18 protein-coding genes are annotated in these 22,689 nt (G+C 55.4%); 11 read left to right on the top strand and 7 right to left on the bottom strand.

Annotated features, from left to right (window positions below; genetic code table 11):
• Nucleotides 1-11: 11 nt before the first annotated feature.
• The 4 genes from RQI55_RS12995 (at nt 12) to RQI55_RS12980 (ending at nt 4,914) form a co-directional block, all read left to right on the top strand.
• Entirely contained in the window at nt 12-1,670 is a 1,659-nt protein-coding gene (locus RQI55_RS12995; RefSeq protein ID WP_311272754.1) for a phosphoethanolamine--lipid A transferase, read from the top strand.
• A gap of 83 nt (nt 1,671-1,753) precedes the next feature.
• The gene (locus RQI55_RS12990) at nt 1,754-2,407 is read left to right on the top strand and encodes a response regulator transcription factor (protein ID WP_311272753.1); all 654 of its coding nucleotides are present in this window, start codon (nt 1,754-1,756) and stop codon (nt 2,405-2,407) included.
• Nucleotides 2,408-2,411: 4 nt separating this feature from the next.
• The gene (locus RQI55_RS12985) at nt 2,412-3,740 is read left to right on the top strand and encodes a HAMP domain-containing sensor histidine kinase (RefSeq protein WP_192064689.1); all 1,329 of its coding nucleotides are present in this window, start codon (nt 2,412-2,414) and stop codon (nt 3,738-3,740) included.
• A 70-nt stretch (nt 3,741-3,810) separates the two neighbouring features.
• A complete protein-coding gene (locus RQI55_RS12980; protein ID WP_311272752.1) occupies nt 3,811-4,914 on the top strand; it encodes an RHE_PE00001 family protein in 1,104 nt (367 codons plus the stop codon).
• 72 nt (nt 4,915-4,986) lie between these two features.
• Here RQI55_RS12980 and RQI55_RS12975 read toward each other — a convergent pair whose 3' ends face one another.
• From RQI55_RS12975 to RQI55_RS12965, 3 genes are all read right to left on the bottom strand, one after another.
• Complete coding sequence (locus RQI55_RS12975) at nt 4,987-6,912, bottom strand: HAMP domain-containing methyl-accepting chemotaxis protein (RefSeq protein WP_311272751.1); 1,926 nt, start codon at nt 6,910-6,912, stop codon at nt 4,987-4,989.
• Between the two features lie 317 nt (nt 6,913-7,229).
• Nucleotides 7,230-8,540: an HlyD family type I secretion periplasmic adaptor subunit gene (locus RQI55_RS12970; protein WP_311272750.1), complete on the bottom strand. Its 1,311-nt coding sequence runs from the start codon at nt 8,538-8,540 to the stop codon at nt 7,230-7,232.
• Complete coding sequence (locus RQI55_RS12965) at nt 8,533-10,371, bottom strand: type I secretion system permease/ATPase (RefSeq protein ID WP_409233726.1); 1,839 nt, start codon at nt 10,369-10,371, stop codon at nt 8,533-8,535. The genes RQI55_RS12970 and RQI55_RS12965 overlap by 8 nt, the downstream gene beginning before the upstream one ends.
• Before the next feature lie 293 nt (nt 10,372-10,664).
• Between RQI55_RS12965 and RQI55_RS12960 the strand changes: the two genes are divergently transcribed.
• From RQI55_RS12960 to RQI55_RS12940, 5 genes are all read left to right on the top strand, one after another.
• On the top strand, nt 10,665-11,408 hold the full coding sequence (locus RQI55_RS12960) for a FadR/GntR family transcriptional regulator (protein ID WP_042616515.1): 744 nt from the start codon (nt 10,665-10,667) through the stop codon (nt 11,406-11,408).
• Nucleotides 11,409-11,632: 224 nt separating this feature from the next.
• A complete protein-coding gene (locus tag RQI55_RS12955) occupies nt 11,633-12,655 on the top strand; it encodes an ABC transporter permease (RefSeq protein WP_311272749.1) in 1,023 nt (340 codons plus the stop codon).
• Complete coding sequence (locus tag RQI55_RS12950) at nt 12,655-13,539, top strand: ABC transporter permease (protein ID WP_311272748.1); 885 nt, start codon at nt 12,655-12,657, stop codon at nt 13,537-13,539. The genes RQI55_RS12955 and RQI55_RS12950 overlap by 1 nt, the downstream gene beginning before the upstream one ends.
• A 3-nt stretch (nt 13,540-13,542) precedes the next feature.
• On the top strand, nt 13,543-14,379 hold the full coding sequence (locus tag RQI55_RS12945) for an ABC transporter ATP-binding protein (RefSeq protein ID WP_311272747.1): 837 nt from the start codon (nt 13,543-13,545) through the stop codon (nt 14,377-14,379).
• Nucleotides 14,379-15,143, top strand: coding sequence for an ABC transporter ATP-binding protein (locus RQI55_RS12940; RefSeq protein ID WP_311272746.1), 765 nt, complete (start codon nt 14,379-14,381; stop codon nt 15,141-15,143). The genes RQI55_RS12945 and RQI55_RS12940 overlap by 1 nt, the downstream gene beginning before the upstream one ends.
• Nucleotides 15,144-15,153: 10 nt before the next feature.
• Here RQI55_RS12940 and RQI55_RS12935 read toward each other — a convergent pair whose 3' ends face one another.
• The 4 genes from RQI55_RS12935 to katG all read right to left on the bottom strand — a co-directional run bounded on the left by RQI55_RS12935 (nt 15,154) and on the right by katG (nt 20,897).
• Entirely contained in the window at nt 15,154-15,852 is a 699-nt protein-coding gene (locus RQI55_RS12935) for an FkbM family methyltransferase (RefSeq protein ID WP_311272745.1), read from the bottom strand.
• Between the two features lie 59 nt (nt 15,853-15,911).
• Entirely contained in the window at nt 15,912-17,837 is a 1,926-nt protein-coding gene (locus RQI55_RS12930; RefSeq protein WP_192064698.1) for a bifunctional diguanylate cyclase/phosphodiesterase, read from the bottom strand.
• 9 nt (nt 17,838-17,846) lie between these two features.
• On the bottom strand, nt 17,847-18,353 hold the full coding sequence (locus tag RQI55_RS12925; protein WP_311272905.1) for an oxidoreductase: 507 nt from the start codon (nt 18,351-18,353) through the stop codon (nt 17,847-17,849).
• Nucleotides 18,354-18,695: 342 nt separating this feature from the next.
• On the bottom strand, nt 18,696-20,897 hold the full coding sequence (gene katG, locus RQI55_RS12920; protein ID WP_311272744.1) for a catalase/peroxidase HPI: 2,202 nt from the start codon (nt 20,895-20,897) through the stop codon (nt 18,696-18,698).
• Between the two features lie 183 nt (nt 20,898-21,080).
• Between katG and RQI55_RS12915 the strand changes: the two genes are divergently transcribed.
• On the top strand, nt 21,081-22,013 hold the full coding sequence (locus RQI55_RS12915) for a hydrogen peroxide-inducible genes activator (RefSeq protein WP_243257340.1): 933 nt from the start codon (nt 21,081-21,083) through the stop codon (nt 22,011-22,013).
• A gap of 95 nt (nt 22,014-22,108) precedes the next feature.
• Nucleotides 22,109-22,666, top strand: a complete 558-nt coding sequence (locus tag RQI55_RS12910; RefSeq protein ID WP_042616523.1) for a TetR/AcrR family transcriptional regulator — start codon at nt 22,109-22,111, stop codon at nt 22,664-22,666.
• Nucleotides 22,667-22,689: the final 23 nt, after the last annotated feature.

The following is a 22,689-nucleotide window of genomic DNA, read 5'->3' as shown; positions in this document are numbered from 1 at the left end:
AAGTCAAACCTATGGCACTATCATACCAGACACTCAAAAGCGGACGTAGCATCCGGCGGCCAGTCATCGGCAGCGTAACGCTGAGTATTGCGACTTCGCTTTATCTGCTGTTTGTGGCCAACCATACGTTCTGGGCCAAGGTGAATACGTACCTCTCAGCCTATCCCATTGCTATCTTTGGTCTTTACATCGCGATGAGCGCCGCGTTTTCGGCGATCTTTATCTTCATGTCGGTCAAATATCTGACCAAACCTATCTTCGCGGCGTTGATCGCCATTGCCGTCGTGTCTTCGTGGTTTATGGACCGGTTCGGTGCCGTCATCGACACCGACATGGTGCGCAATGCTTTCGAGACCACCCAGGCGGAAGCTGGCAACCTGCTAACGCCTGCCTTTGCGCTCCACATCGCGATTTTTGCGGGCATCCCCATCGCTCTTCTAGCGTTTGTGAAGATCGACCACCGGCCTTTTTTCGGTAAGGTGCTGTGGAATACGATCAGCATCATCGGCTGTCTTGCGGTCGTCTTTTCGGTTGCTGCGGCAAATTCCAAGACATTCACGACGGCAGTTCGCCAGCACAAGGATATCCTTAAAAGCCTTAATCCAGTGACGCCCATCTCTTCGACAGTGCGTTATCTCTCACAAGCCGATCAGGAAGCGAAACTCACCGTTTCTCCGACGGGACTGGACGCCAAGGTCATGCCAGCACTGGGCGGCGTGACCAAGCCTCGCATCACAGTTATTGTCGCGGGTGAAACCGCCCGTGCAGTCAACTTTTCGCTTAACGGATATGCCCGGGAGACGAACCCCGAACTCAAGAAGCGCAACGTTGTCTACTTCCCGAACACCGTAAGCTGCGGCACGGCGACCGCAATCTCGATACCCTGCATGTTCTCTCGCTTTACGCGCTCCGAATACAGCCATAGCAAGGCACTTTCAAACGAGAATGTGCTCGATGTTCTGGTCCATGCCGGTGTTGATGCGCGCTGGTGGGACAACAATACCGGAAGCAAGAACGTGGCGGACCGGGTGCCCTATTTCGATCTTACCGCCGCACTCGATCCAAAGTTCTGCACAACGGGCGAATGCCGCGACGACATCTTTCTTGATCGCCTGGACAGCTGGCTCGATGGTGTGACCAAAGACAGTGTCATCGTACTCCACCAGTTGGGAAGCCATGGCCCGACCTATCACCTGCGCTACACCGACGAGTTTAAAAAGTTCACACCCGATTGCCAGACCGCCGAATTGCCGGACTGCAAGGACACCGAGATCGTCAACGCTTACGACAACACAATCCTCTACACAGACCATTTTCTGGCAAGTGTTATCGACAAGCTCAAGGCGCGGTCGGACAAGCTTGCAACAGGCATGATCTACGCCTCCGATCATGGAGAATCGCTCGGCGAGAACGGCATCTACCTCCATGGCGCGCCCTACTTGCTAGCGCCATCGGAACAGACCCACGTCCCGTTCATCGTGTGGTTCGATGATGATTTTGCAAAGTCCATGGGGCTGGATGCCAGCTGCATGATGAAAGAAGCGCAAGCGGGCGGGCGCTCTCATGACGACTTCTTTCACAGCATTCTTGGCATGATGAACATATCCACCACGGTTTACGATCCGTCACTGGATGTGTTCAGTGGATGCAGGCACCGGCCCAGCGCGTGACGATAGCGCGCTTGACGGAACAAAATGCGCGGCATACCCAATATTCACGGCCTGAAATATTCAGACCTGAAAGCGAGGTATGCTTGCGTGTTCTGCTTGTCGAAGATGACCATGTTCTGGGTGAAGCGCTCCGCGACCACGTAGCAGCTGCAGGCCATGCGGTGGACTGGTTCAAGACCGTTGGAGATTCCAGTGCGGCAACGGAGACAGTCGACTATGGCCTCATCCTTCTTGACCTGCGATTGCCGGATGGAGAAGGTCTTTCAATTCTACGAGCATTGCGCAAACGCAACGATCCCACACCAGTGATCATTCTCACTGCCCATGATCAGGTGTCCGACCGTATTGAAGGCTTGAATGCCGGGGCCGATGACTATCTCGTCAAACCCTTCAATCTCGGGGAGTTGACCGCGCGCATGCTCGCCGTATCGCGCCGCTATGAAGGCCGTTCAGCGCCTGTGGTCAAACTGCCCGGCATCGAAATCAATCAGGTCGCGCGCAACATCGCCGTCAACGGCACCGCGATGACGCTGAGCGCGCGGGAATGGGCCGTGCTGGAAAAACTGGTCGAGCACCCCGGAGCCGTTGTTTCCAAGGCGCAACTGCATGAGACGCTTTATGAATTCGGGGCGGAAATAGAGAGCAATACGGTTGAAGTTTATGTCAGCAGATTGCGCAAGAAAATAGGTGCCGACAGGGTGGAGACGGTGCGTGGCCTCGGTTACACAATCAGATAAACGTATGAAACGCAGCGACAGCATGACACGCCGCCTGGTGACGGCGCTGACGAGCGTGGTCGTCTTGTCCTGGCTCATCGCATCGTCGCTCGGCATCATGGTGATGCAGGACGAGTTTGCCGAAATTTTCGATAGTGGCGTGCAGGAAACAGCAGACAGACTTCTGCCGCTGATCGCCGACGATCTCAATGAACGCAGTCCGGAGGCGGAACGCCGGTTGGTTCAACCGGCCGGGGGTGAGGAATATCTCACCTATCAGGTACGCGACCGCGAGGGCGAGGTTCTTCTTCACTCCCACGACAGTCCGGCCGAGCCTTTCGACGTGCCTCTCTCTCCCGGCTTTGCGGACACGGCAACGCAACGCATCTATACGGTCGTGACTTCTGATGGCGGGCTCTATCTGCAAATGGCAGATGCATTCGCCAATCGCCGCGAAGCCATCATGGAGGCCGGGACTGCTCTCATCCTGCCTATGCTTCTCCTTATTCCCGCAAGCATGATTGCTGTCATTCTCGTTGTCCGGCGAACGCTGTCTCCTGTCCAAACCTTGCGGGATGAGATCAGCAGCAAGGATAGCGGCAACATGGTGCCTGTCGGTGATGCGCATTTGCCTGCCGAACTGCATCCCATCGCACGCTCGGTCAATCTGTTGCTGGAGCGGTTGCGGGCCGCGCTGGAATCTGAGCGCGCTTTCGCGTCCAACAGCGCCCACGAACTTCGAACTCCCATTGCTGGCGCACTTGCACAGGCACAACGATTGCAGGCCGATATTCCGGGTGAATTTAAACCGCGTGTCGACCAGATCGAACGTTCGCTCTCGCATCTGGCCCAACTGGCGGAAAAGTTGCTGCAAATGTCACGGGCTGAAGCAGGCATCGGCACATCGGGCACAGAGACCGATCTTGCACAGATCGTCGAACTGGTTCTTGAGGACATGGCGCGCTCGGAGACAGGGGCCAAACGCCTTCAGTTTCACCTAAAGAGCGATGGACAACTTCACGGCATGATCAATCCAGACGCCTTTGGCATCGTGGTTCGCAATCTAGTCGAAAACGCGCTGGTTCACAGCCCGGCAGGCACCCCGGTGGACATCTCCATCGGCAACGATAATTCACTCAGCGTTGTCAACCATTGTGCCACCATAGACAAGGCGCTGTTGCCGAAGCTGACGACGCGGTTCACACGCGGTGCAACGCAGGCCAGCGGGTCTGGCCTTGGGCTGGCCATCGTCCACCATCTGGTGCAGCAAATGAATGGATCGCTCCACCTCCTGTCTCCCGCAACCGGGCGCAGTGACGGTTTTGAAGCAAAGATTGTTCTGCCGGGGAACTGAAAACCGGGTAAAACCATATGAAAGCCAAAGGACAAATTGCTTTCATTTCTCGCGTCACCTATCAAAATTCATGCTTTACGATGTGGACCGACTGCCACTTTCCCTGCTGATGTTACCTGTGGCCCGCGCAACGGAGGCGGTGGCGCGGCTGGATGAACGCGTTTCCCAGTCGCCTTTCCGGGAAGGTTTTCTGGAAAGACAGGATTTCCATGAGACCGTGTCATCTCTCTGGGTCGACGGCGAGCTCGTTCACATCGAAGACCTTGTTCTCCATGACGCCCATATGGATATCCGTGCGCCAACCCATGAGGTCGTCATCGCCAGCCGTATTTTGCGCGCGCGCAGACGAATGTTTAGTCATGAACCCATCTGGGCGCTGAGTCCCACCGGCCTTTCCCGGCTGCGCGGTGAAGAGCTTGAACACAACGCGACAATCGCGCGGGATGTCGTGCCAGCGGATATCTTGGACGTTGAAAATGACGATCCAGACGACAGTGCCCTCAACGATGAAATGTCTACCATCGACCGGCTGATCGCACGAAGCTCGGCAACCCTCGACACCATAACGAAAGACAAGAAGACACCACCTCAAGCCCTGGCCTCTTCGCTCACCCGCGATCCTGACTGGAACGAGACGGACAGACTGAATGAATGGCGCACCGTGCTCCAGGGTAGCATCGGCTTGCCAGCCACTCTGCGAGCGGCCATAGCGCTGGACGCATGGCAGAGGCTAGAAGTCTTGCAGCGCAGCCCATGGCTTGGACGGCAGCTCGCATCCGCCCTGCTGCGGGAAGAGGCGCTGACACAAGCGCATCTCGTCACGACGAGTGTTGGTCTGCGTGCGATATCCAGAGAGCGTCGAAACGCAAGGACCGCGCCGGACCGCTTGATCGCCTTTCTGGATGCCATTTATGAAGCCGCGACGCTGGGGCTGAAGGAACATGATCGACTGTTGCAGGCCAAGAACCGCATTGAGCGTAAGCTCGTGGGGCGGCGCTCCAATTCGCGTCTGCCGGAGCTGATCGCTCTAGTGCTCTCACGTCCCGTTGTCTCCACGTCAATGATCGTCAAGGCGCTTGGAACGACACCACAGGGTGCCGTTGGCCTCGCCAACCAGCTGGAATTACGAGAAATGACCGGCCGTGGGCGCTTCCGCGCATGGGGCGTGCTGTGACCGCAATCCAAACGAAACCCGCCCGTCACAAGCGCGGGCGGATTTTATGTCTCGATAAGGGGTAAGAGTTGCTTAGAACTCTTCCCACTCGGACTTGACGGCAGCATTGCCGTTGAAGGCAGTCGCAACCTTGCGGCTCAGAGCGCGGGCTGGAGACTGAACCGGACGTTCAGTCTGCGTCACCATGCGCACCGGAGCTTCCGTGCTGCCACCTTGCAGTTTGAACTGGCCAAGCAGATCATTCAGCGAAGCAGCTTCACGGGCCAGGCCGTGGCTGGCAGCTGTCTGCTCTTCTACCATTGCCGCATTTTTCTGCGTATCCTGGTCCATCTGGTTTACCGCGCCATTGATTTGCGCCAGTCCAGATGACTGTTCCTGAGCGGCATCGACAATCGCCACCACGTGACGGTTGATTTCCTGCACTTCAGAGACGATGTTTTCCAACGCCCGGCCAGTTTCACCAACCAGTTGCACACCCTGCTGAACCTGAGTGTTCGATGTGTTGATCAGCGCCTTGATGTCCTTCGCGGCATTTGCGGAACGCTGAGCAAGTTCGCGAACTTCCTGCGCAACAACCGCAAAGCCCTTGCCCGCTTCACCAGCACGCGCAGCTTCAACACCGGCGTTGAGGGCAAGAAGGTTGGTCTGGAAGGCAATTTCATCGATCACGCTGATAATATTGGAGATTTCCGAGGAAGACTTCTCGATCTGCTCCATGGCAACTACAGCCTTGCGCACGACGACGCCAGATTGCTCTGCACCGCTGCGGGCGTTGGCAACCAGATGGCCGGCCTCCTGCGCACGTTTGGTCGAGTCATGGACGGTCGTGGTGATCTGTTCGAGTGCAGCCGCAGTTTCTTCTACGGATGCAGCCTGTTGCTCGGTGCGTTTCGCCAGATCGTCAGCGGCTGCGCGGATCTCATTGGCACCGGCATCGATAGCACGAGCGTTGTCTGCCACGCGTGTCAAAGCGGACTGGAGTTTTACAGCGGATGCGTTGAAATTGGAGCGCACCACATCAAGATGCTCGGCAAAGGGCTGATTGATGCGATAGGCAACATCACCATCCGAAAGACGCGCAAGAGCCGCTGCCAGATTTTCGACTGCGAAGCTGGTGTCTGCGGCTTCCTTTGCCTTTTGCTGTTCGTGAGCAATCCGTTCTTTTTCAGAGCGGCTACGGTTGGCCTCGGTTTCATCTTCCAGGCGCTGACGCTCCACGGCGCTCGTGCGGAAGACAGCGACGGCGCGCGCCATGTGGCCAATTTCGTCACCACGATCGAGCCCTGCCACTTCCTCCTTAGTCTCACCTGCGGCCAGCGAAACCATGCGCTCACGCAACTGCTCGATTGGCTTTGTGATGCCGCGTGCAGACACAAAGAGTGCGCCGAAAATCGCCATCAAAAAGAAGACACCCAGCGTCACAATAGATGTGAGAATGGTGGAATTCGTCTGGGCTGCCAGCTCGACTTTCTTCTCATCCACGAGCTTTAGATTGCTGTCGGTGACGGCACGAAGATCCGCACGCCATTGCGCGATCATCGGACCAACTTCCGTCAGGTGCTTGCGCGCAGTTTTAAAATCACCAGCCTTGGCGCTGCTCCATACCTTGTTGCCCGTTTCGCCAATCGTTTTGACCCGGGTAATGAGCGAGCCCATGTCGCTCGCCAATTCCGGCAACCGCTTCGTTGCCTCTTCAAGGCGCGTAACGATGAGGTCCAGATCAGACTTAAAGCTTTTTTCCAGTTTCTCCGTATCACCGGATTGCTCAAGCAACACAAGCCCGAGTGTCGCTGAATAACCAACAGAAACAATCGCTGTATTGGCACGCACCAGTTCCATTGAGCCCATCACGTTTCTCGCGATGAAATCAGAATAGTTCGTATCGGCACTCTTATAGTTCATTGAGACGACACCGACGCCAATTAAACCTGTGAGTGCAACAATGATAACAAATGAAAGAATCTTAGTGCTGATTTTCGCTTTTTTGAGAAAAGACATGACACCCCGGAATTTACTTTGAGCAAACCGGCCAACACATCTGCCCGGCTCTTTGACAAGCAGGCGAGTTACATCGTGCTTCCGGAACAGGACTTACTTCGTCATGAAGCGTCAGTGATGACAGGTTATATTACTATTATTGTTTCAACGAAGTTAACAGAAACCGGAAATGCTAAATAACCTAATGAATACATAGCGTCATTTTAGATTTTACTAAATTTAATTTATTTGGCTATACTTAAAAGTATGATTTTTTACCGCTAAATTCTCACAATTTTAGCCAATTTTTGCACATAACCCCTGTAAATCCACGGGCATTACTCCTCTCTGAACGCCATCATGATTTGATCTTCGAACGGCTTCACCAGGTAGGAAAGCGCGGTCCGGTCCTGTGTTTTCACCATTGCCTCAGCTGGCATGCCTGGAACGATCCTCAAATCCGTGAATTTTTGCGCTTCGGCTTCATCAACCGAAAGATGCACTAAATAGTAACGCGCTCCGGTTCGCTCGTCTGCATCAAGATCGGCGGCAATGCGCGTTACATGTGCCTGAAGTTGCGGAGTGGTTCTCTGGCTGAAAGCAGACATGCGAAGCATGGCCTGCTGCCCAAGACGGACCTGGTCGATATCTTTGGGAGCGATCTGCACCTCGAGCGAAAGAAGATCATCATCCGGCACAATCGACATGATCGCCTGTGCAGGGCTTATGACACCGCCCACCGTGTGAACGGCAAGTTGGTGGACGATGCCCGACTGCGGAGCGATAATATCAATCCGCTTGAGGCTGTCTTCAGCCGAGATGCGGCGTTCGACATACTCCCCCATCTGCGCCTGTATCTCACTGCGCTCCCGTCCAACTTCGGATTTCAGGTCCTGATCGATCTGAAGGATCTGAAGTCTTGTCTCCAGAATGCGTCCGGCCGCCTGTGCCTGAAACGCGATTTTTTCGCCCCGCTCCCCGCCAAATGTCGCGGCCTGCGTTTTCAGGCCGTTGAGCCGCTGATCCGAAACGATGCCCTTTTGTTTGAGTGAACTCAGGGCTGTGATTTCGGTGGTGAGGACCCGCAGTCCCTCTTCATAAGCCAACTCTTGCGCCTTCAGCCCGTCAATCTCGTGCTCGAATTGCGTGATCCGCTCCAGAAGCTGTGCCCGCTTGACACTTCGCGACTGCCTGCGCGCTTCGAAAAGCTGTGTTTCGTTGCTGATGACAGCAGCAACATCCGGATTGTCCCCGCGCGCCAGAAGGTCCGCCGGAAAGACAAGCTGAGCCCGGTCATCCTGTTCCGCCTGAAGCCGGGCCATTCGTGCTCTCATCTCATCCAAACGTTTCGTGACAATTGCGAGATTGGCGCGGGTCTGCGTTGCATCGAGCCGCATGAGAAGCGTACCGGCTTTGACATGGTCGCCATCTTGAACGAGGATTTCGCCAACAACTCCGCCGGTCGGATGCTGCACGGTTTTTACATGGGAGCCGACGACGAAATGGCCCTGAGCAACCACGGCTGCCGAGAGCGAGGTGGCGGCAGCCCAGGCCCCGGCACCTCCGACCAGCACAACACCCGCGACACCCCCACCAATGATATGGCGCCAGATGGAACGGGAGACATTGAAAGGTTCAGCGTTACGCATCATCGCGCTCCTTCACGTCGACAGGCTTCGATCCAGCGTCTCCTTCAGCTGTGGGCTGATGCACGGCGGCGCGCAGTGGTTTGGCGCCGTAAGCCACCACAGGAAAACCCTTGGGCGCAACACGCGCCGGGACGCTGTCTTTCAACACTTTCGAAAGAACATCATCGCGCAGGCCGAACATTTGCTGGCGACCACCGTCCATGACCAGCACATGATCAACCGCGCCGATGGCGCTTGGCCTGTGCGCGACGACGACTGCGATGCCGCCGCGTGCACGCACTGCGGCAATGGCATTGACGACAGCAGCTTCTCCCTCCGCATCCAGATTGGCATTGGGCTCATCCAAAACCACCAGAAACGGTTGTCGATAAAGCGCGCGCGCAAGACCAATGCGCTGCCTCTGGCCTGCGGACAGGGATGAACCACCCTCTCCAATCGGGGTTTCGTAGCCCTTTTCAAAACGGAGAATGAGGGCATGCGCGCCAGCAGCCGTGGCGGCCTCCACGACAGCACTGGAATTGGGATCATTCTCAAAACGGGCTATGTTTTCGCCAATGGTGCCATCGAATAGCTCCACGCCCTGGGGCAGATAACCGATATGGCGGCCAAGCAGTTCTGGATCCCACTGATCAAGGCTTGCGCCATCAATCCGAACCTTGCCGAAACTGGGTGGCCAGGCATTGACCAGCGCACGGACGAGCGTCGATTTTCCAGAGCCGGAAGCGCCGATGATTCCTAGGGCACTTCCAGCCTCCACCACAAAATTCAAACCCGCGACAGTCGGTATCTTTTGGCCCGGCGGCACGATGGTGACATTCTCTGTTCTTAGCTCTCTTGAAGGTGTTGGCAGGACCGTATGCTGCGAGGACTGCGGCACACGCGCAAGCAATTCTCGCAAACGGCTCCAGCTCTGCCTTGCCATGAGAAACGGCTTCCAGTTTGCGATGATCAGATCGACCGGGGCCAGCGCCCGCCCCATCATGATGGAACTGGCGATCATCACACCGCCGGTGGCCTCCTGACCAATGACAAGATAGGCGCCCACGCCCAGGATTGCGGATTGCAACATGACACGCAGCGTTCGAGATGCGCTGCCGAACCCGTTGGAAATATCGCCCGCCACACGGTTGGCGGTAAGGTAGTTGCTATTTGCAACACGCCAGCGCTCTGCAACGCGCGAGCCCATGCCCATGGCCTGCACCACTTCCGCATTGCGTCGTGCTCCATCCAGGAGCGCATTGCGGCGCATGTTGTGCCCCACCGTCTCGCGCACCGACTTTCGCGAAAGACCATTTGTCATGAGCGTGACGGCAACAAGAACGAGTGCGCCGATCAGGGCGGTCATTCCGATCCAGAAATGAAAGAGAAAGCAGATGAACAGATATAGCGGCATCCATGGCAGATCGAAAAATGCGGTTGGCCCCTGCCCCGACAGAAATCCCCTGATATTGTCCATATCCCGCAAGGGCTGCAATCCATCTCCCGGCAGCCGCGACAACAATGGCGACCGCACGACAGCATTATGCACCCGACCCGACATTCTGTTATCGAAGAGTTCGCCAACCCGCAGCAGAACACGTGCGCGAATGATTTCAAGCGCGCACTGAACGGTAAACGTGGCGGCGGCGAGAACGGCAAGGCCGACCAGCGTGGGAACGCTGCCGCTGGCCAAAACCCGGTCATAGACCTGCAACATGAACAAAGGGGAGGTCAGCGAGAGAACGTTGACAATACCGCTGATGAGGGCTGTCGCGCCTAAAACCCATTTCAGAAGCGCTGCATCCGCACGCGCATCATCCGGTGGCCTATGCTCCCGAGAAGTTTCAACCACATTCGTGTCCACGGGTTCAAGCGATGGGTTCGACGATACCGCAATCCAGACCGCTCCGGTATCATCCACTGATAGGACAGCCACAAGCCCCAAACGGGCAGGCCTCCTTGAGAGAGCGCCCAACCCAACGGCGCCGAGGCGCTAGGGTCATCGCCGTATATTAGGGTATGCGCGCGCTCCACTCGCTGTAAACCCTCATACCGTGCGAGTAGAAATTGAGGTAGACAAGAGAACTTGCATTGCGGCGATGAGTCGCTAACATGCCAGACAGGTTATAGGCAGGTGAGGCAAATATGGACGCTGCAACCACGATTGAGCGCGGAACATCACTCGCGGCCAAGATCAGCACCGCACTGCGGCGCGATCTGGTTGGCGGCGTTTTTCGCCCTGGCGACAGGCTGCCCAGCGAAAGCGAACTGACCCGTGAATATTCCGTGAGCAGAACAGTCGTGCGCGAGGCCATAGCGATCCTGCGCGCTGATGGCCTTGTGGAGGCTCGCAAAGGTGCAGGCGTCTTCGCGCTTCAGGTGCAACAATCCAAGGACGAGCCCTTCAAGGACCTGACGACCGAGAGAATCTCCTCTGTCATAGAGCTTCTGGAACTGCGCACAGTGTTTGAAGTCGAGTCTGCCGGGCTTGCAGCATCGCGCCGCTCAGCAACCCAGATCGAAGCCATTCTTGATGCTCACAACACGATTGCTGCCTGCCTTGCTGAGGGTAAATCAACCCGTGACGCGGATTTCGACCTTCATTTTAAGATCGCAGAAGCCACGCAAAATCAGCGTTTTCCCGAATTTCTGCGCCTCATCAGATCAGGCATTATCCCCCGAGGGGAATTGCAAGGCGCAGAACCGGGATCGCGTCCGAAGGATTATAATCTGCATTTGCAGGAAGAACACGCCCGTATCGTGGACGCGATCATCGAAGGCGATGCGGACGGCGCACGTGAGCAGATGCGCATCCATTTGCGCGGAAGCCTAGAGCGATACAAAGCGCTTTTGCGCTCAAAAACGGCGCATGCTGAAGACAAAGCTTAACGAGCTTTGCCGGAAACAACTTTAGCGGAAGCACCGCCATTGAGAGACGCTGGCGTGATAGATGCGCGTCGTCTTGTAGCGCACGCCCCGTCTCCATCACCTTCCAAAGATGTGCTTCATCACCGCAATGGCTTGCTTGACAGATAAGATGACATGTGACAGGTTTTGTGAAACTTGTCAGACATGAGGTCCACACCTCAAGCGAACTGGCAGAGGGAGGATAGATGATCATTCGAAGCCCGCGCCTTTCCGGCGTTGCCGGGCAAATCGGCACCATTGCGATAACGCTGCTCGGCTTGCTTTTGCTCACCTTCTTTATAGGGCGAATGATGCCAGCCGACCCGGTGCGCGCCATCGTCGGCGAGGATGCGACCCGCGAAACCTATGAACAGGTTTTCCGGTCGCTCGGTCTGGACAAGCCCGTCTGGCAACAATTCTTCTATTATCTTGGTGATGTCTTCACCGGTAATTTCGGCACTTCCATCAGAACGGGTCAGCCTGTCATTCAGGATATTCTGCATGTCATGCCCGCCACCATAGAGCTTGCAACATTTGCCATCATGATTGGCGCTGGGCTTGGCGTTCCGATGGGTGTTTTTGCGGCTGTGAACAAAGACCGCTGGCCAGACCATCTCGTGCGTGTGGTCAGCCTTTTCGGCCACTCCATGCCCATCTTCTGGACCGGCATGATCGCGCTGATCGTGTTCTATGCCAAACTCGATCTTGTCGGCGGCAGCGGACGCATGGACCAGTTTTACATCGGGCTCGTCGATGAGCGAACCGGTTTTCTGCTGATCGATAGCCTTATGGCTGGCGACATGGATGTCTTCTGGTCAGCCGTCAACCACCTCATCCTGCCCGCTTCACTATTGGGATACTCTTCATCCGCCTATATCACGCGAATGACGCGCAGCTTTATGCTCGACCAGTTGGGACAAGAATATGTGACGACGGCCCGCGTCAAGGGACTGTCCAGCCGGCAGACGATCTGGCGGCATGCCTTCGCCAATATCCGCGTCCAGCTCGTCACCATCGTGGCGCTTGCTTATGGCTCGTTGCTTGAGGGCGCTGTGCTCATCGAAACCGTGTTCGCATGGCCGGGCTTTGGTCAGTATCTGACCAGCAATCTGATCACTGGCGACATGAATGCCGTGATGACCTGCGTTCTCATCGTGGGCGTCATCTTTATCGGGCTCAATCTTCTGTCTGATATTCTTTACCGCTTCTTCGATCCAAGGACACGCTGATGACCGCGCATGCCGAGAAAATCAGACTGCCAGCCTCCGTCAACGCGATGAAGAATATCGTGCTCTTCCTTCTTCGCAGTCCCACCTCCACCTTCGGGCTGATCGTTCTTGCCATTCTTATTCTGGCGGCAATTTTCGCGCCGCTGCTTGCCACACATGATCCCTATGTTCAGGACCTGACAAATGTGCTGAAGGCACCGGGGGACGGGCACCTATTCGGGACCGACGAACTAGGCCGCGATATCTTCAGCCGTCTTGTGTTCGGGGCGCGCATCACGCTCACCATCATCTTTTTGGTTTCCATCGTCGTTGGTCCAATCGGTCTCATCATCGGCACGGCTTCGGGCTATCTTGGCGGCAAGTTCGATACCGTCATGATGCGGATTACCGATATATTCCTCTCCTTTCCAAGCCTCATCCTGTCGCTGGCATTTGTTGCAGCGCTCGGCCCGAGTCTCAACAATGCGATCATTGCCATTGCGCTCACCTCCTGGCCGCCCATTGCGCGTCTCGCACGGGCCGAAGCCATGACGTTTCGCAATGCTGACTATATCGCAGCCGCCAGGCTTCAGGGTGCTTCACCGGTGCGCATCATCGTGAAGTCGATCATGCCCATGTGCCTGCCATCCGTCCTCATTCGCCTCACGCTAAACATGGCGACCGTCATCCTCACCGCTGCGGGCCTTGGTTTTCTGGGTCTAGGGGCACAACCACCACTGCCGGAATGGGGTGCGATGATTGCCACAGGACGGCGCTACATGCTGGACAATTGGTGGCTGGTGACATTTCCGGGGATCTCCATCCTCACCGTCAGCCTGGCATTCAATCTTCTGGGCGATGGCTTGCGGGACGCGCTCGATCCCAAGCAGATGAACCGGAGATAGTTCATGGAACAGACCATTCTCGACGTCAAAAATCTCCGCATTCGCTATGGCGGGTCTGAGGCGGAAGCGGTGCGGGGCGTATCCTTCACCCTTGGCCGAGAACGGCTTGGCATTGTTGGCGAAAGCGGCTCCGGCAAATCAACAGTGGGGCGCGCCCTGTTACGCCTCCTGCCTGGAGCTACAATCACCGCCGACACATTGCGCTTCAACGAACTTGATCTTCTCAGCCTGTCTGAAAAGGAGATGCTGAAGGTTCGCGGCAAACGCATGTCGATGATCCTGCAAGACCCGAAATTCTCACTTAACCCCATTCGTCGGGTTGGTGATCAGGTGGCTGAAACCTTTCTGCGCCACTTCAAATGTTCCAAATCCGACGCCAAGATGCGGGCACTGACCATGCTGGAAGCGGTGAAGATCCGCGATGCCGAACGGGTCTATGCGCAATATCCGCACGAAATTTCCGGCGGCATGGGGCAGCGCGTGATGATTGCGATGATGCTTCTGGCAGATCCCGATCTGGTAATAGCAGATGAGCCGACGTCGGCGCTTGATGTTACGGTGCGATTGCAAGTTCTCAACATTCTCGATGGACTTGTTCGAGACCGCGGTATTGGCCTGATCATGATCAGCCACGACCTTAATCTGGTGCGTAATTTCTGTGACCGCGTCCTCATTATGTATGCGGGACGGGTTGTCGAGACGCTCGCTGCGGGCAATCTTGAGGCCGCTCAGCATCCCTATACACGCGGCCTTATCGCAGCGCAGCCGCGCATCGGCGGCAGCCGCGCACCGCTTGCTGTGCTGGACCGGCGCCCCGAATGGCTGGAGGACCATGCCTGATGTCAGTTTCTGTTGAAATTCGCGACCTTTCCATCAGCTTTGGCGAAGGCCCATCGGCTGTGAAAGTGCTGCCATCCGTGTCGTTTTCCGTCGAGCCGGGGGAATGTTTCGGCCTCGTTGGCGAGTCAGGTTCTGGGAAATCCACCGTCCTGCGATGCGTTTCGATGCTGACCGATTTCTGGAAGGGCGACGTGTTGATCGATGGAAGATCCGTGCGCGACATGGCGCTGATCGACCGTTGCCATACATTGCAAATGGTGTTTCAGGACCCGTATGGATCGCTGCACCCACGCCAATCTGTCAGGACCGTACTTAACGAGCCTTTGACCATCCACAAGCTTGGCAACAAGGAGGATCGGATGCGTCAGGTTATTACCGATGTTGGCCTTCCGATCTCGTTTCTGGATCGCTTTCCGCACCAGCTCTCTGGCGGACAGCGCCAGCGCGTAGCCATCGCGCGAGCGCTCATTCTGGAACCATCACTGCTGTTGCTGGATGAGCCGACATCAGCACTGGATGTCTCGGTGCAGGCCGAAATTCTCAATCTCCTCCAGCGCCTGCGAAAAGAGCGGGGATTTACCTATATCATGGTCACGCACGATCTGGCCGTTGTCGACCATATGTGCGACCGATTTGCAGTCATGCTGCGCGGTGAGGTGACCGAAATCCTGCCCCGTTCCGCTATCGCACAGAACGGTGCGACGCACCCCTACGCCCGCGAGCTGATTGGCGCATCACTTGAGTATGAGGGCGTGAGGACCTGAGGTAAAAGCCTCAGTCCACATCTGGATCATATTCTCTCGGGCTGTCGTCTTTCGAGAAAAGTACGCATGGTCCGCGCGAGCCGCGAGGATCGTAGGAGTAGCCTTTCAAGGCTAGCGCCTGAGTAATGTCGCGAATACCCGCCAGATGATAGAGGTGATCGTGAAGTTCCACGAATATACGTTCCACGCCATCCAGCCGGGCGTTCTGCAGCAGGTCATGCTCCGCACCTTCGATGTCCATCACCAGCGCATTGATACCATGGCGATCAATGAAAGCATCAATGTTCTCAGATGGGATTTCGATGCGCTTCTCATAGGGGCCCTGGTTCTCATCCATGGATGACATCCAGAGATCTTTGCGAACGTAAAACGCATGGACGTGGGGCGCATGCGCCGTCAGCAACCCTTGGGAAAACACCACGTTATCAGCAGGGCAATTGGCTTTGATCACGCGTTCTGCCAATGCAGCGGTTCCGGGGTTCGCCTCAAAAGCCCAGACCGACACATCTTTTATCCCTGCAATGATGGATGTGATGATGCCGATGCCCGAACCCAGTTCCAAAACCCGGTCTCCCGGCTTGATGGCCTTGAGGATGCTGCGCGCTTCCTTGGCTTCGTAACTGCCATCCTCCAACGCGTTCCAGATAATAGGGGAAACTTCACCTTTGGCGAGATCAAGTTTGATCCCATGCACGTTCAGCCGTTCCATTCACACAATCCTCAGCAGGCCACAGCCTGTACTAACAACAAGAAACACCGAATGATCCATCAACGTCGAAATGCGCTGAGTTTTTCGGCGGGCGCCGGACGACCAATCAGATAGCCCTGCATCTGGTCGCAACCAAGCCGCGTCATGCATTCGAACTGTTCTTCCGTTTCAATACCTTCGGCAATCGTCGTCATGCGCAAGCTCTTGGCCATGCCCACCACGAATTCCACAATCGCCAGCGCATCTGTATCCGTTGCGACATCGCGAAGGAATGCCTGATCGATCTTGATCTTGTCGAACGGCACGCCGCGGAGGTTTCCAAGCGAAGAGTAGCCGGTTCCGAAATCGTCCATCGCTATCTTGATACCCACATTCTTCAGCTTCTCGAGCGTTTCGATCGTGTCATCGCTCTTGTTGAGTAGAACCGACTCCGTGATCTCAAGTTCCAGCCTGCTCGCATCGAGGCCGCTCTTATCGAGCGCATCGACCACGTTCTGAACGAGGCTGGTGCTATGAAACTGGATGGGTGACAGGTTGATGGCAATTTTTAGATTGCCTTTCCATGTCTTGGCCTCCTGGCACGCGACATCCATAGCCCATTTGCCAAGCGAATGGATCAACCCGGTTCGTTCTGCTACTGGAATGAATTCCGACGGCGGAACCTTGCCGCGCACTGGGTGTGTCCAACGCAACAGCGCCTCAAATCCGCAGATTTCACGGGTTTTGGTGAACATCTGCGGCTGGTAGTAGACTTCCATCTCATTGTTCTGCAGCGCGGTCTGGAGATCGGCCTCGAACGATCTTTTCTCGGCCAATTGCTGCTGCATATGGGGCTGGAATACACTGATGCGGCCAGGCCCAAGGCGTTTGGATTCGTAAAGAGCCAGGTCGGCACGCTTGAACAATTCATCGGCTGTCGTCACATCGCTGGAAACGGCAATACCCACGCAGGTCCCGATCTTGATCTCCAACTCGCCGAGATTATAGGGTTTGCTGATCTGCAAAATAACCTTTTCCGCAAAAGAGAGCGCGTCCTCTTCATCCCGCGCACTAGTGATGAAAGCAAACTCATCGCCGCCCAAGCGGCACACGATATCTGCATCTTCACGCATGGAAGACAGACGCGTTGCAACCGCCTGCAAAAGTGCATCCCCGACATCGTGGCCGAGCGTATCGTTGATATCCTTGAAGCCGTCGAGATCGAGCAGCAGAATGATAGATGTTCCGGCGTCGACCGATGTCAGCCGCTCGTTCAACTCCTTGCGGAACAGTGAGCGATTGGGCAACTCTGTCAGAGCGTCATGATAAGCATCGTGCTCCAGACGAGCATTATTGGCCTGAAGCTCAAGGGTCGCGGACCGGAGCTCATCCGTCAAACCGCGTGTTTCCTTGTGGGCGCGGTGCAATAGATTGTTGTGGCGGTTCAACAACAGGATGAGGGCCACGCCACACAGGATGAGACCTGCAGCAAGGGCAGTGAATATTGTGTGGAGTTCACGCACTTCGGAATGCGCGTTGTCTACCACCTCCACGTCATAGGCGACGGACGACGAGGCGAGCGTGGTCAATGGACCATCAAGCACGCTCATAGTCTCGAGAATGGGCTCGACATCTGACGGCTCAAGGGTGTCAATCCGGCTATCGAGATCGGAAAGAACCGTGGTCAGCCGCTTGACCAACTCATGCGACTCCGGCCTGTCACCGATAAAGGCTCCCAGATTTCCCTGTTTGAGGAGCTCAAGCCTGCCCAGCATGAGATCCATGCGCAGCCGCAGATCATCGCGGGTCACGCGTTGAGGGTTGGCCAGAAATCCATACAGATTGTTCTGAAGACGCAGATACTCAGACACGGTCTGACTGACCGCCCAGGAATCGTTATATCTGGCAAACTTTTGAAGTGCGGTCTGTCGCTGCGCAATGACGTAGGCAATGTAGCCTGTAGCCAAAACGAAGCAGCATATGATAACCGCCAAGACCTTTCGCAATCGGCACCTTTAATTAATGATAAGCTTTGCAACCTGCCAGGCGGAGCGGGTATAATATGTTTGAGTTTGAAGTTCTGGAACAGTATCGTAGGGGTATATTACGAACAAGGGGCCTTTTTCACGAACCTCCATATAATTCCCATCTCTCTTCATAGCCAGTATAACATTGAACTTATCAAAATCTGCCATCGGTATGGTGCTGACATAGTCATTGAGCGCCACAGCCGTGACTGTTGTGCCCTTGGCGCCGACAAATTTCATCAGTTTGCTCAGCGAAACGCCTTCAAACGTGGTGATTCCGTCATACCATGGCGAATGCGTTTTCACAGTCACGAGACCCAGGCCTTCAAGCATATCCCTGTCAAATCGAGCGACACCATCCGCATTTGTTTTGGAGATGTTACCCGAAATCGTGAGAATCGGCTTGCCGACAGGCTGTTGAAAAGTCTCCGCCCGTGCCGAGGATAACCAAGAGATCGTCAAAATAGCGCTAAGAACCAACCGCATGAAACGCATCGTCTTGTCCTTCGATGGATTTGTTTGAGCGACCTCAGATTCTACCAACATCTTATATCAGTGTTTTAAAAGATAGCTGCATCAAAAATTGCCAATAGAAATATCGGCTGTGCCATACGCCAAATATTGCAACGACTCATTATCCGGCCGGGTTAAACCATAATAACGGTTACCGAATGTTTCAGTATCTCGTTAGCAAAATCGTAAAATCCATTCGAAATGGTTTAGGAAAGTAAAATACAGAAACACCGGACGTGGCATATGCCGCGCCCGGTGCTATCCAGAGTTAAATCTTACGCATGGAACTGTTCAGCCACAGTACAGTGGTGAAAAGCGCAGCATTTAGATTAGGTCGAAACGATCCGCGTCCATGACCCTGTTCCAAGCGGAAACAAAGTCCTTCAGGAATTTCTGCTTGGCATCTGCTGACGCATAAACCTCTGCAAAAGCTCTCAGCTGCGAGTGCGAGCCGAAGATGAGATCGACGCGGGTTCCCGTCCATTTCACTTCGCGTGTCTTGCGGCTGCGCGCTTCGTAAACGCCTTCCTTGCCAGCCACTGGCGACCATTCGAGGTCCATGTCCAGCAGGTTGACGAAGAAATCGTTTGTCAGCGCTTCAGGCTGAGATGTGAACACGCCATGCTCTGGCTGACCGACGTTGAGTACACGCAATCCACCCACAAGAACAGTCATCTGCGGACCACTAAGCGTCAGAAGCTGCGCACGATCGACCAGCGCTTCCTCCTGCTTCATGAACTGATGGCGTGTCTTGTTCACATAGTTGCGGAAACCATCTGCGCGTGGCTCAAGCGCGGCGAAGGATGCAGCATCCGTCTGCTCCTGCGAAGCGTCGGTGCGGCCAGGCGTGAACGGAACGGTGATGTCGTTTCCACCAGCCTTTGCCGCCTTCTCGACGCCAGCCGCGCCTGCCAGCACGATCAGGTCGGCCAGTGAAATCTTCTTTCCACCGGTCTGAGCAAAGTTGAAGTCGCGTTGAACGCCCTCAAGAACGCTAAGAACCTTTGCGAGCTGCTGCGGCTGGTTGGCTTCCCAGTTTTTCTGTGGCTCAAGACGGATGCGAGCGCCATTTGCGCCGCCACGCTTGTCGGAACCACGGAATGACGAAGCGGAAGCCCAGGCTGTAGAAACCAGTTCCTGAACAGAAAGACCTGTCGCCAGAACCTTGGCCTTCAGATTGGCAATATCCGCGTCATCGACCAAGGCATGGTCAACCGCAGGAACGACGTCCTGCCAGAGCAGGTCTTCGGCAGGCACTTCAGGTCCAAGATAACGGGCCTTTGGTCCCATATCGCGATGGGTCAGCTTGAACCAAGCGCGCGCAAAAGCATCTGCGAACTGGTCGGGATTTTCAAGGAAACGACGCGAAATCTTCTCGTAGGCCGGGTCAACACGCAGCGCCAGATCAGACGTCAGCATGGTTGGCAGGTGCTTCGTGGAGGGGTCGAAGGCGTCGGGGATGGATGGCTCTGCATTCTTGGCAACCCACTGCTTTGCGCCGGCAGGGCTTGTCGTCAGTTCCCATTCGAATGCAAAGAGGTTCTCAAAGAAGAAGTTGCTCCACTGCGTCGGCGTCTGTGTCCATGTCACTTCGGGACCACCGGTGATGGTGTCTTTGCCGAAGCCAGTTCCATGGGTGCTTTTCCAGCCAAGTCCTTGAGCTTCAAGCTCGCCGCCTTCCGGCTCTGCACCGATCAGGGATGGATCGCCTGCACCGTGGGTTTTACCGAAGGTGTGACCACCTGCGATCAGCGCGACGGTCTCTTCGTCATCCATGGCCATGCGGGCAAATGTCGAGCGGATATCACGCGCAGATGCCAATGGATCAGGGTTGCCGTTTGGACCTTCCGGGTTGACGTAAATAAGGCCCATCTGCACGGCACCGAGCGGCTCCGCCAGTTCGCGTTCGCCGCTGTAACGCTCATCGCCAAGCCATGTGCCTTCGGGACCCCAGAACAGTTCTTCTGGCTCCCACACGTCAGCACGACCACCGGCAAAGCCGAATGTCTTGAAGCCCATGGATTCCAGCGCGACATTACCGGTCAGGATCATCAGATCTGCCCAGGAAATGCTGTTGCCGTATTTCTGCTTGATAGGCCACAACAGGCGACGCGCCTTGTCGAGGTTGGCATTATCAGGCCAGCTGTTGAGGGGAGCGAAACGCTGCTGACCTGCTCCGGCACCACCGCGACCATCGGTAATGCGGTACGTGCCTGCGCTGTGCCAGGCCATGCGGATGAAAAGACCACCGTAGTGACCAAAGTCGGCTGGCCACCAATCCTGCGAATCCGTCATCAAAGCATGGAGATCGCTTTTCAGCGCATCAAGGTCCAGCTTCTTGAATTCTTCAGCGTAGTCAAAATCCTTGCCCATTGGGTCAGCAAGCGCCGAGCCATTGTGCAATATCTGGATATTGAGCTGGTTTGGCCACCAATCCCGGTTTCCACGAACGGCCTTTGGCGCCTGAGTCGGCGTCTGGCCGTGGGCGACGGGACATTTACCGGCTGTCTCGGGTGTCTGGTCCATAATTATCTCCATGTCACTTTTGCGTGGGCGTTAAAAAAGGCTCTTGCTGTCAAAATTGCAGGATTTCAGTTGACCTGGTCGCATCACGCGACCTGAAGACCGTAACCTCGCCTCAAGGCCTTTTAACGACTTAGTTCCATAAATAAAAGTTGGATTTTCTGATTGATACGATAAGCTATGATTATGAAGAATTTGACCCTCAAACAGATGCGCTATTTTGAGGCTTTGGCGCGACACAAGCGTTTTCGTGTCGCAGCAGATGCCTGCGCCATCTCTCAACCTGCCCTTTCCATGCAGATCAAGGAGATGGAGGAGGATGTCGGTCACGATCTTTTTGAGCGGTCCGCGAAAGAGATAAAGCTCACAGCGTTTGGGGAAACCTTTGCCGTGCGGGTGCGCGAAATCCTTCGTGCCGTGGACGAGCTGGCAGAACTCGCGCGCGCCTCAAAAAACTCTTTTCTGTCCCGCCTTCGCATTGGAGTTATCCCCACCGTTGCCCCCTATCTACTGCCGACCATCATCAACGATTTGAACAGGGCCTTTCAGGGCATCGAAATCCAGATCCGAGAAACGCAAACGACGAAGTTACTGGATGAATTGAAGCAGGGAGACCTCGATCTTGCCATTGTCGCCCTGCCCGTTTCAGAACCCTCACTGACAGAACTGAAACTTTTCGATGAGGAGTTCGTACTCGTCCGTCGGCATGAAGATGAAGGCAAGCCGGTGCCGGAGAGGACGGCACTGCCCAAGATGCGGCTGCTGCTTCTAGAAGAGGGACACTGCTTCCGCGATCAGGCCCTTTCCTTTTGCCATGTCGGCTCATCGCAGCCAAGAGAGGTCATGGAAGGTAGCTCACTTTCGACACTCGTTCAGATGGTGAGCGCCGGAATTGGCATCACGCTAATACCGGAAATGGCGGTTTCCATGGAAACACGCTCCGCGCACGTTTCCATTTCCCGTTTTGAAGCCCCCGCTCCTTCACGCACTATCGGCATGATCTGGCGAAACTCGACGCCGCTCAGCAAACAAATCCACGAAATATCGGGCGTTGTCCGCGGCTCCGCTGAACAGGTTAGAGCGAACTGGAATATCGAGCATTCCGCGAACCCCAATTAACAACCTGATTTACATACACAATTTTTTGTGATTGTGTTTTACTTGATTAAAAAAACGAACGTTCGTATTTGAACCTCAATTTAGGACGTATTGATATGGCAAGAACCCGTAAGATTAGCGAGAATGATATTTTGGACGCCGCCGAGAGGGTTGTCTTGCGCGAAGGCGCTAGCGGCCTGTCGATCGATGCCGTCGCACAGGAAGCCGGTGTCAGCAAATCGCGGGTCGTTTACGATCACAAATCCAAGTCAGCCCTGCTCGAAGCCCTGATCGAACGACGCCTGGCCTCTGAGGAGGAGCACGTGCGCGCCGCCGTGGATGAGAGCAGCCATCTCCCGCACCCGGAACTCTTCGCTCGCATCTCGGTGGCCGAAAAAGTGCCTGAGGATATCGACAAGGCTGTCTGCATTGCCATCAGTGCTGCCATGTCAAGCGACAAGAATATTCATGACAGGATGAGCGAGTGGACCAGAAAAGATCTCGCCGCCATGGAAACCAGCAAGAAACCGAAAGCGGCTCTGATCGCCTATCTGGCGCTTTCAGGCTTCTACTGCACGGAATATTTCAATTTTCATCAATGGGAGCCGGAGGAAAGACTGGCGATACTTGATGGCATCCGCGCGATATACACCAATTTTCCCGAAGAAAAATAACAATCACCTTAGGTGATGCAATG

Origin of the sequence: Rhizobium sp. WCS2018Hpa-16 (assembly GCF_031843705.1) — a bacterium.
GTDB lineage: Bacteria > Pseudomonadota > Alphaproteobacteria > Rhizobiales > Rhizobiaceae > Agrobacterium > Agrobacterium tumefaciens_C.
Note: the sequence above shows the minus strand (reverse complement) of the source record. Positions and strands in the feature narration are given on the sequence as shown.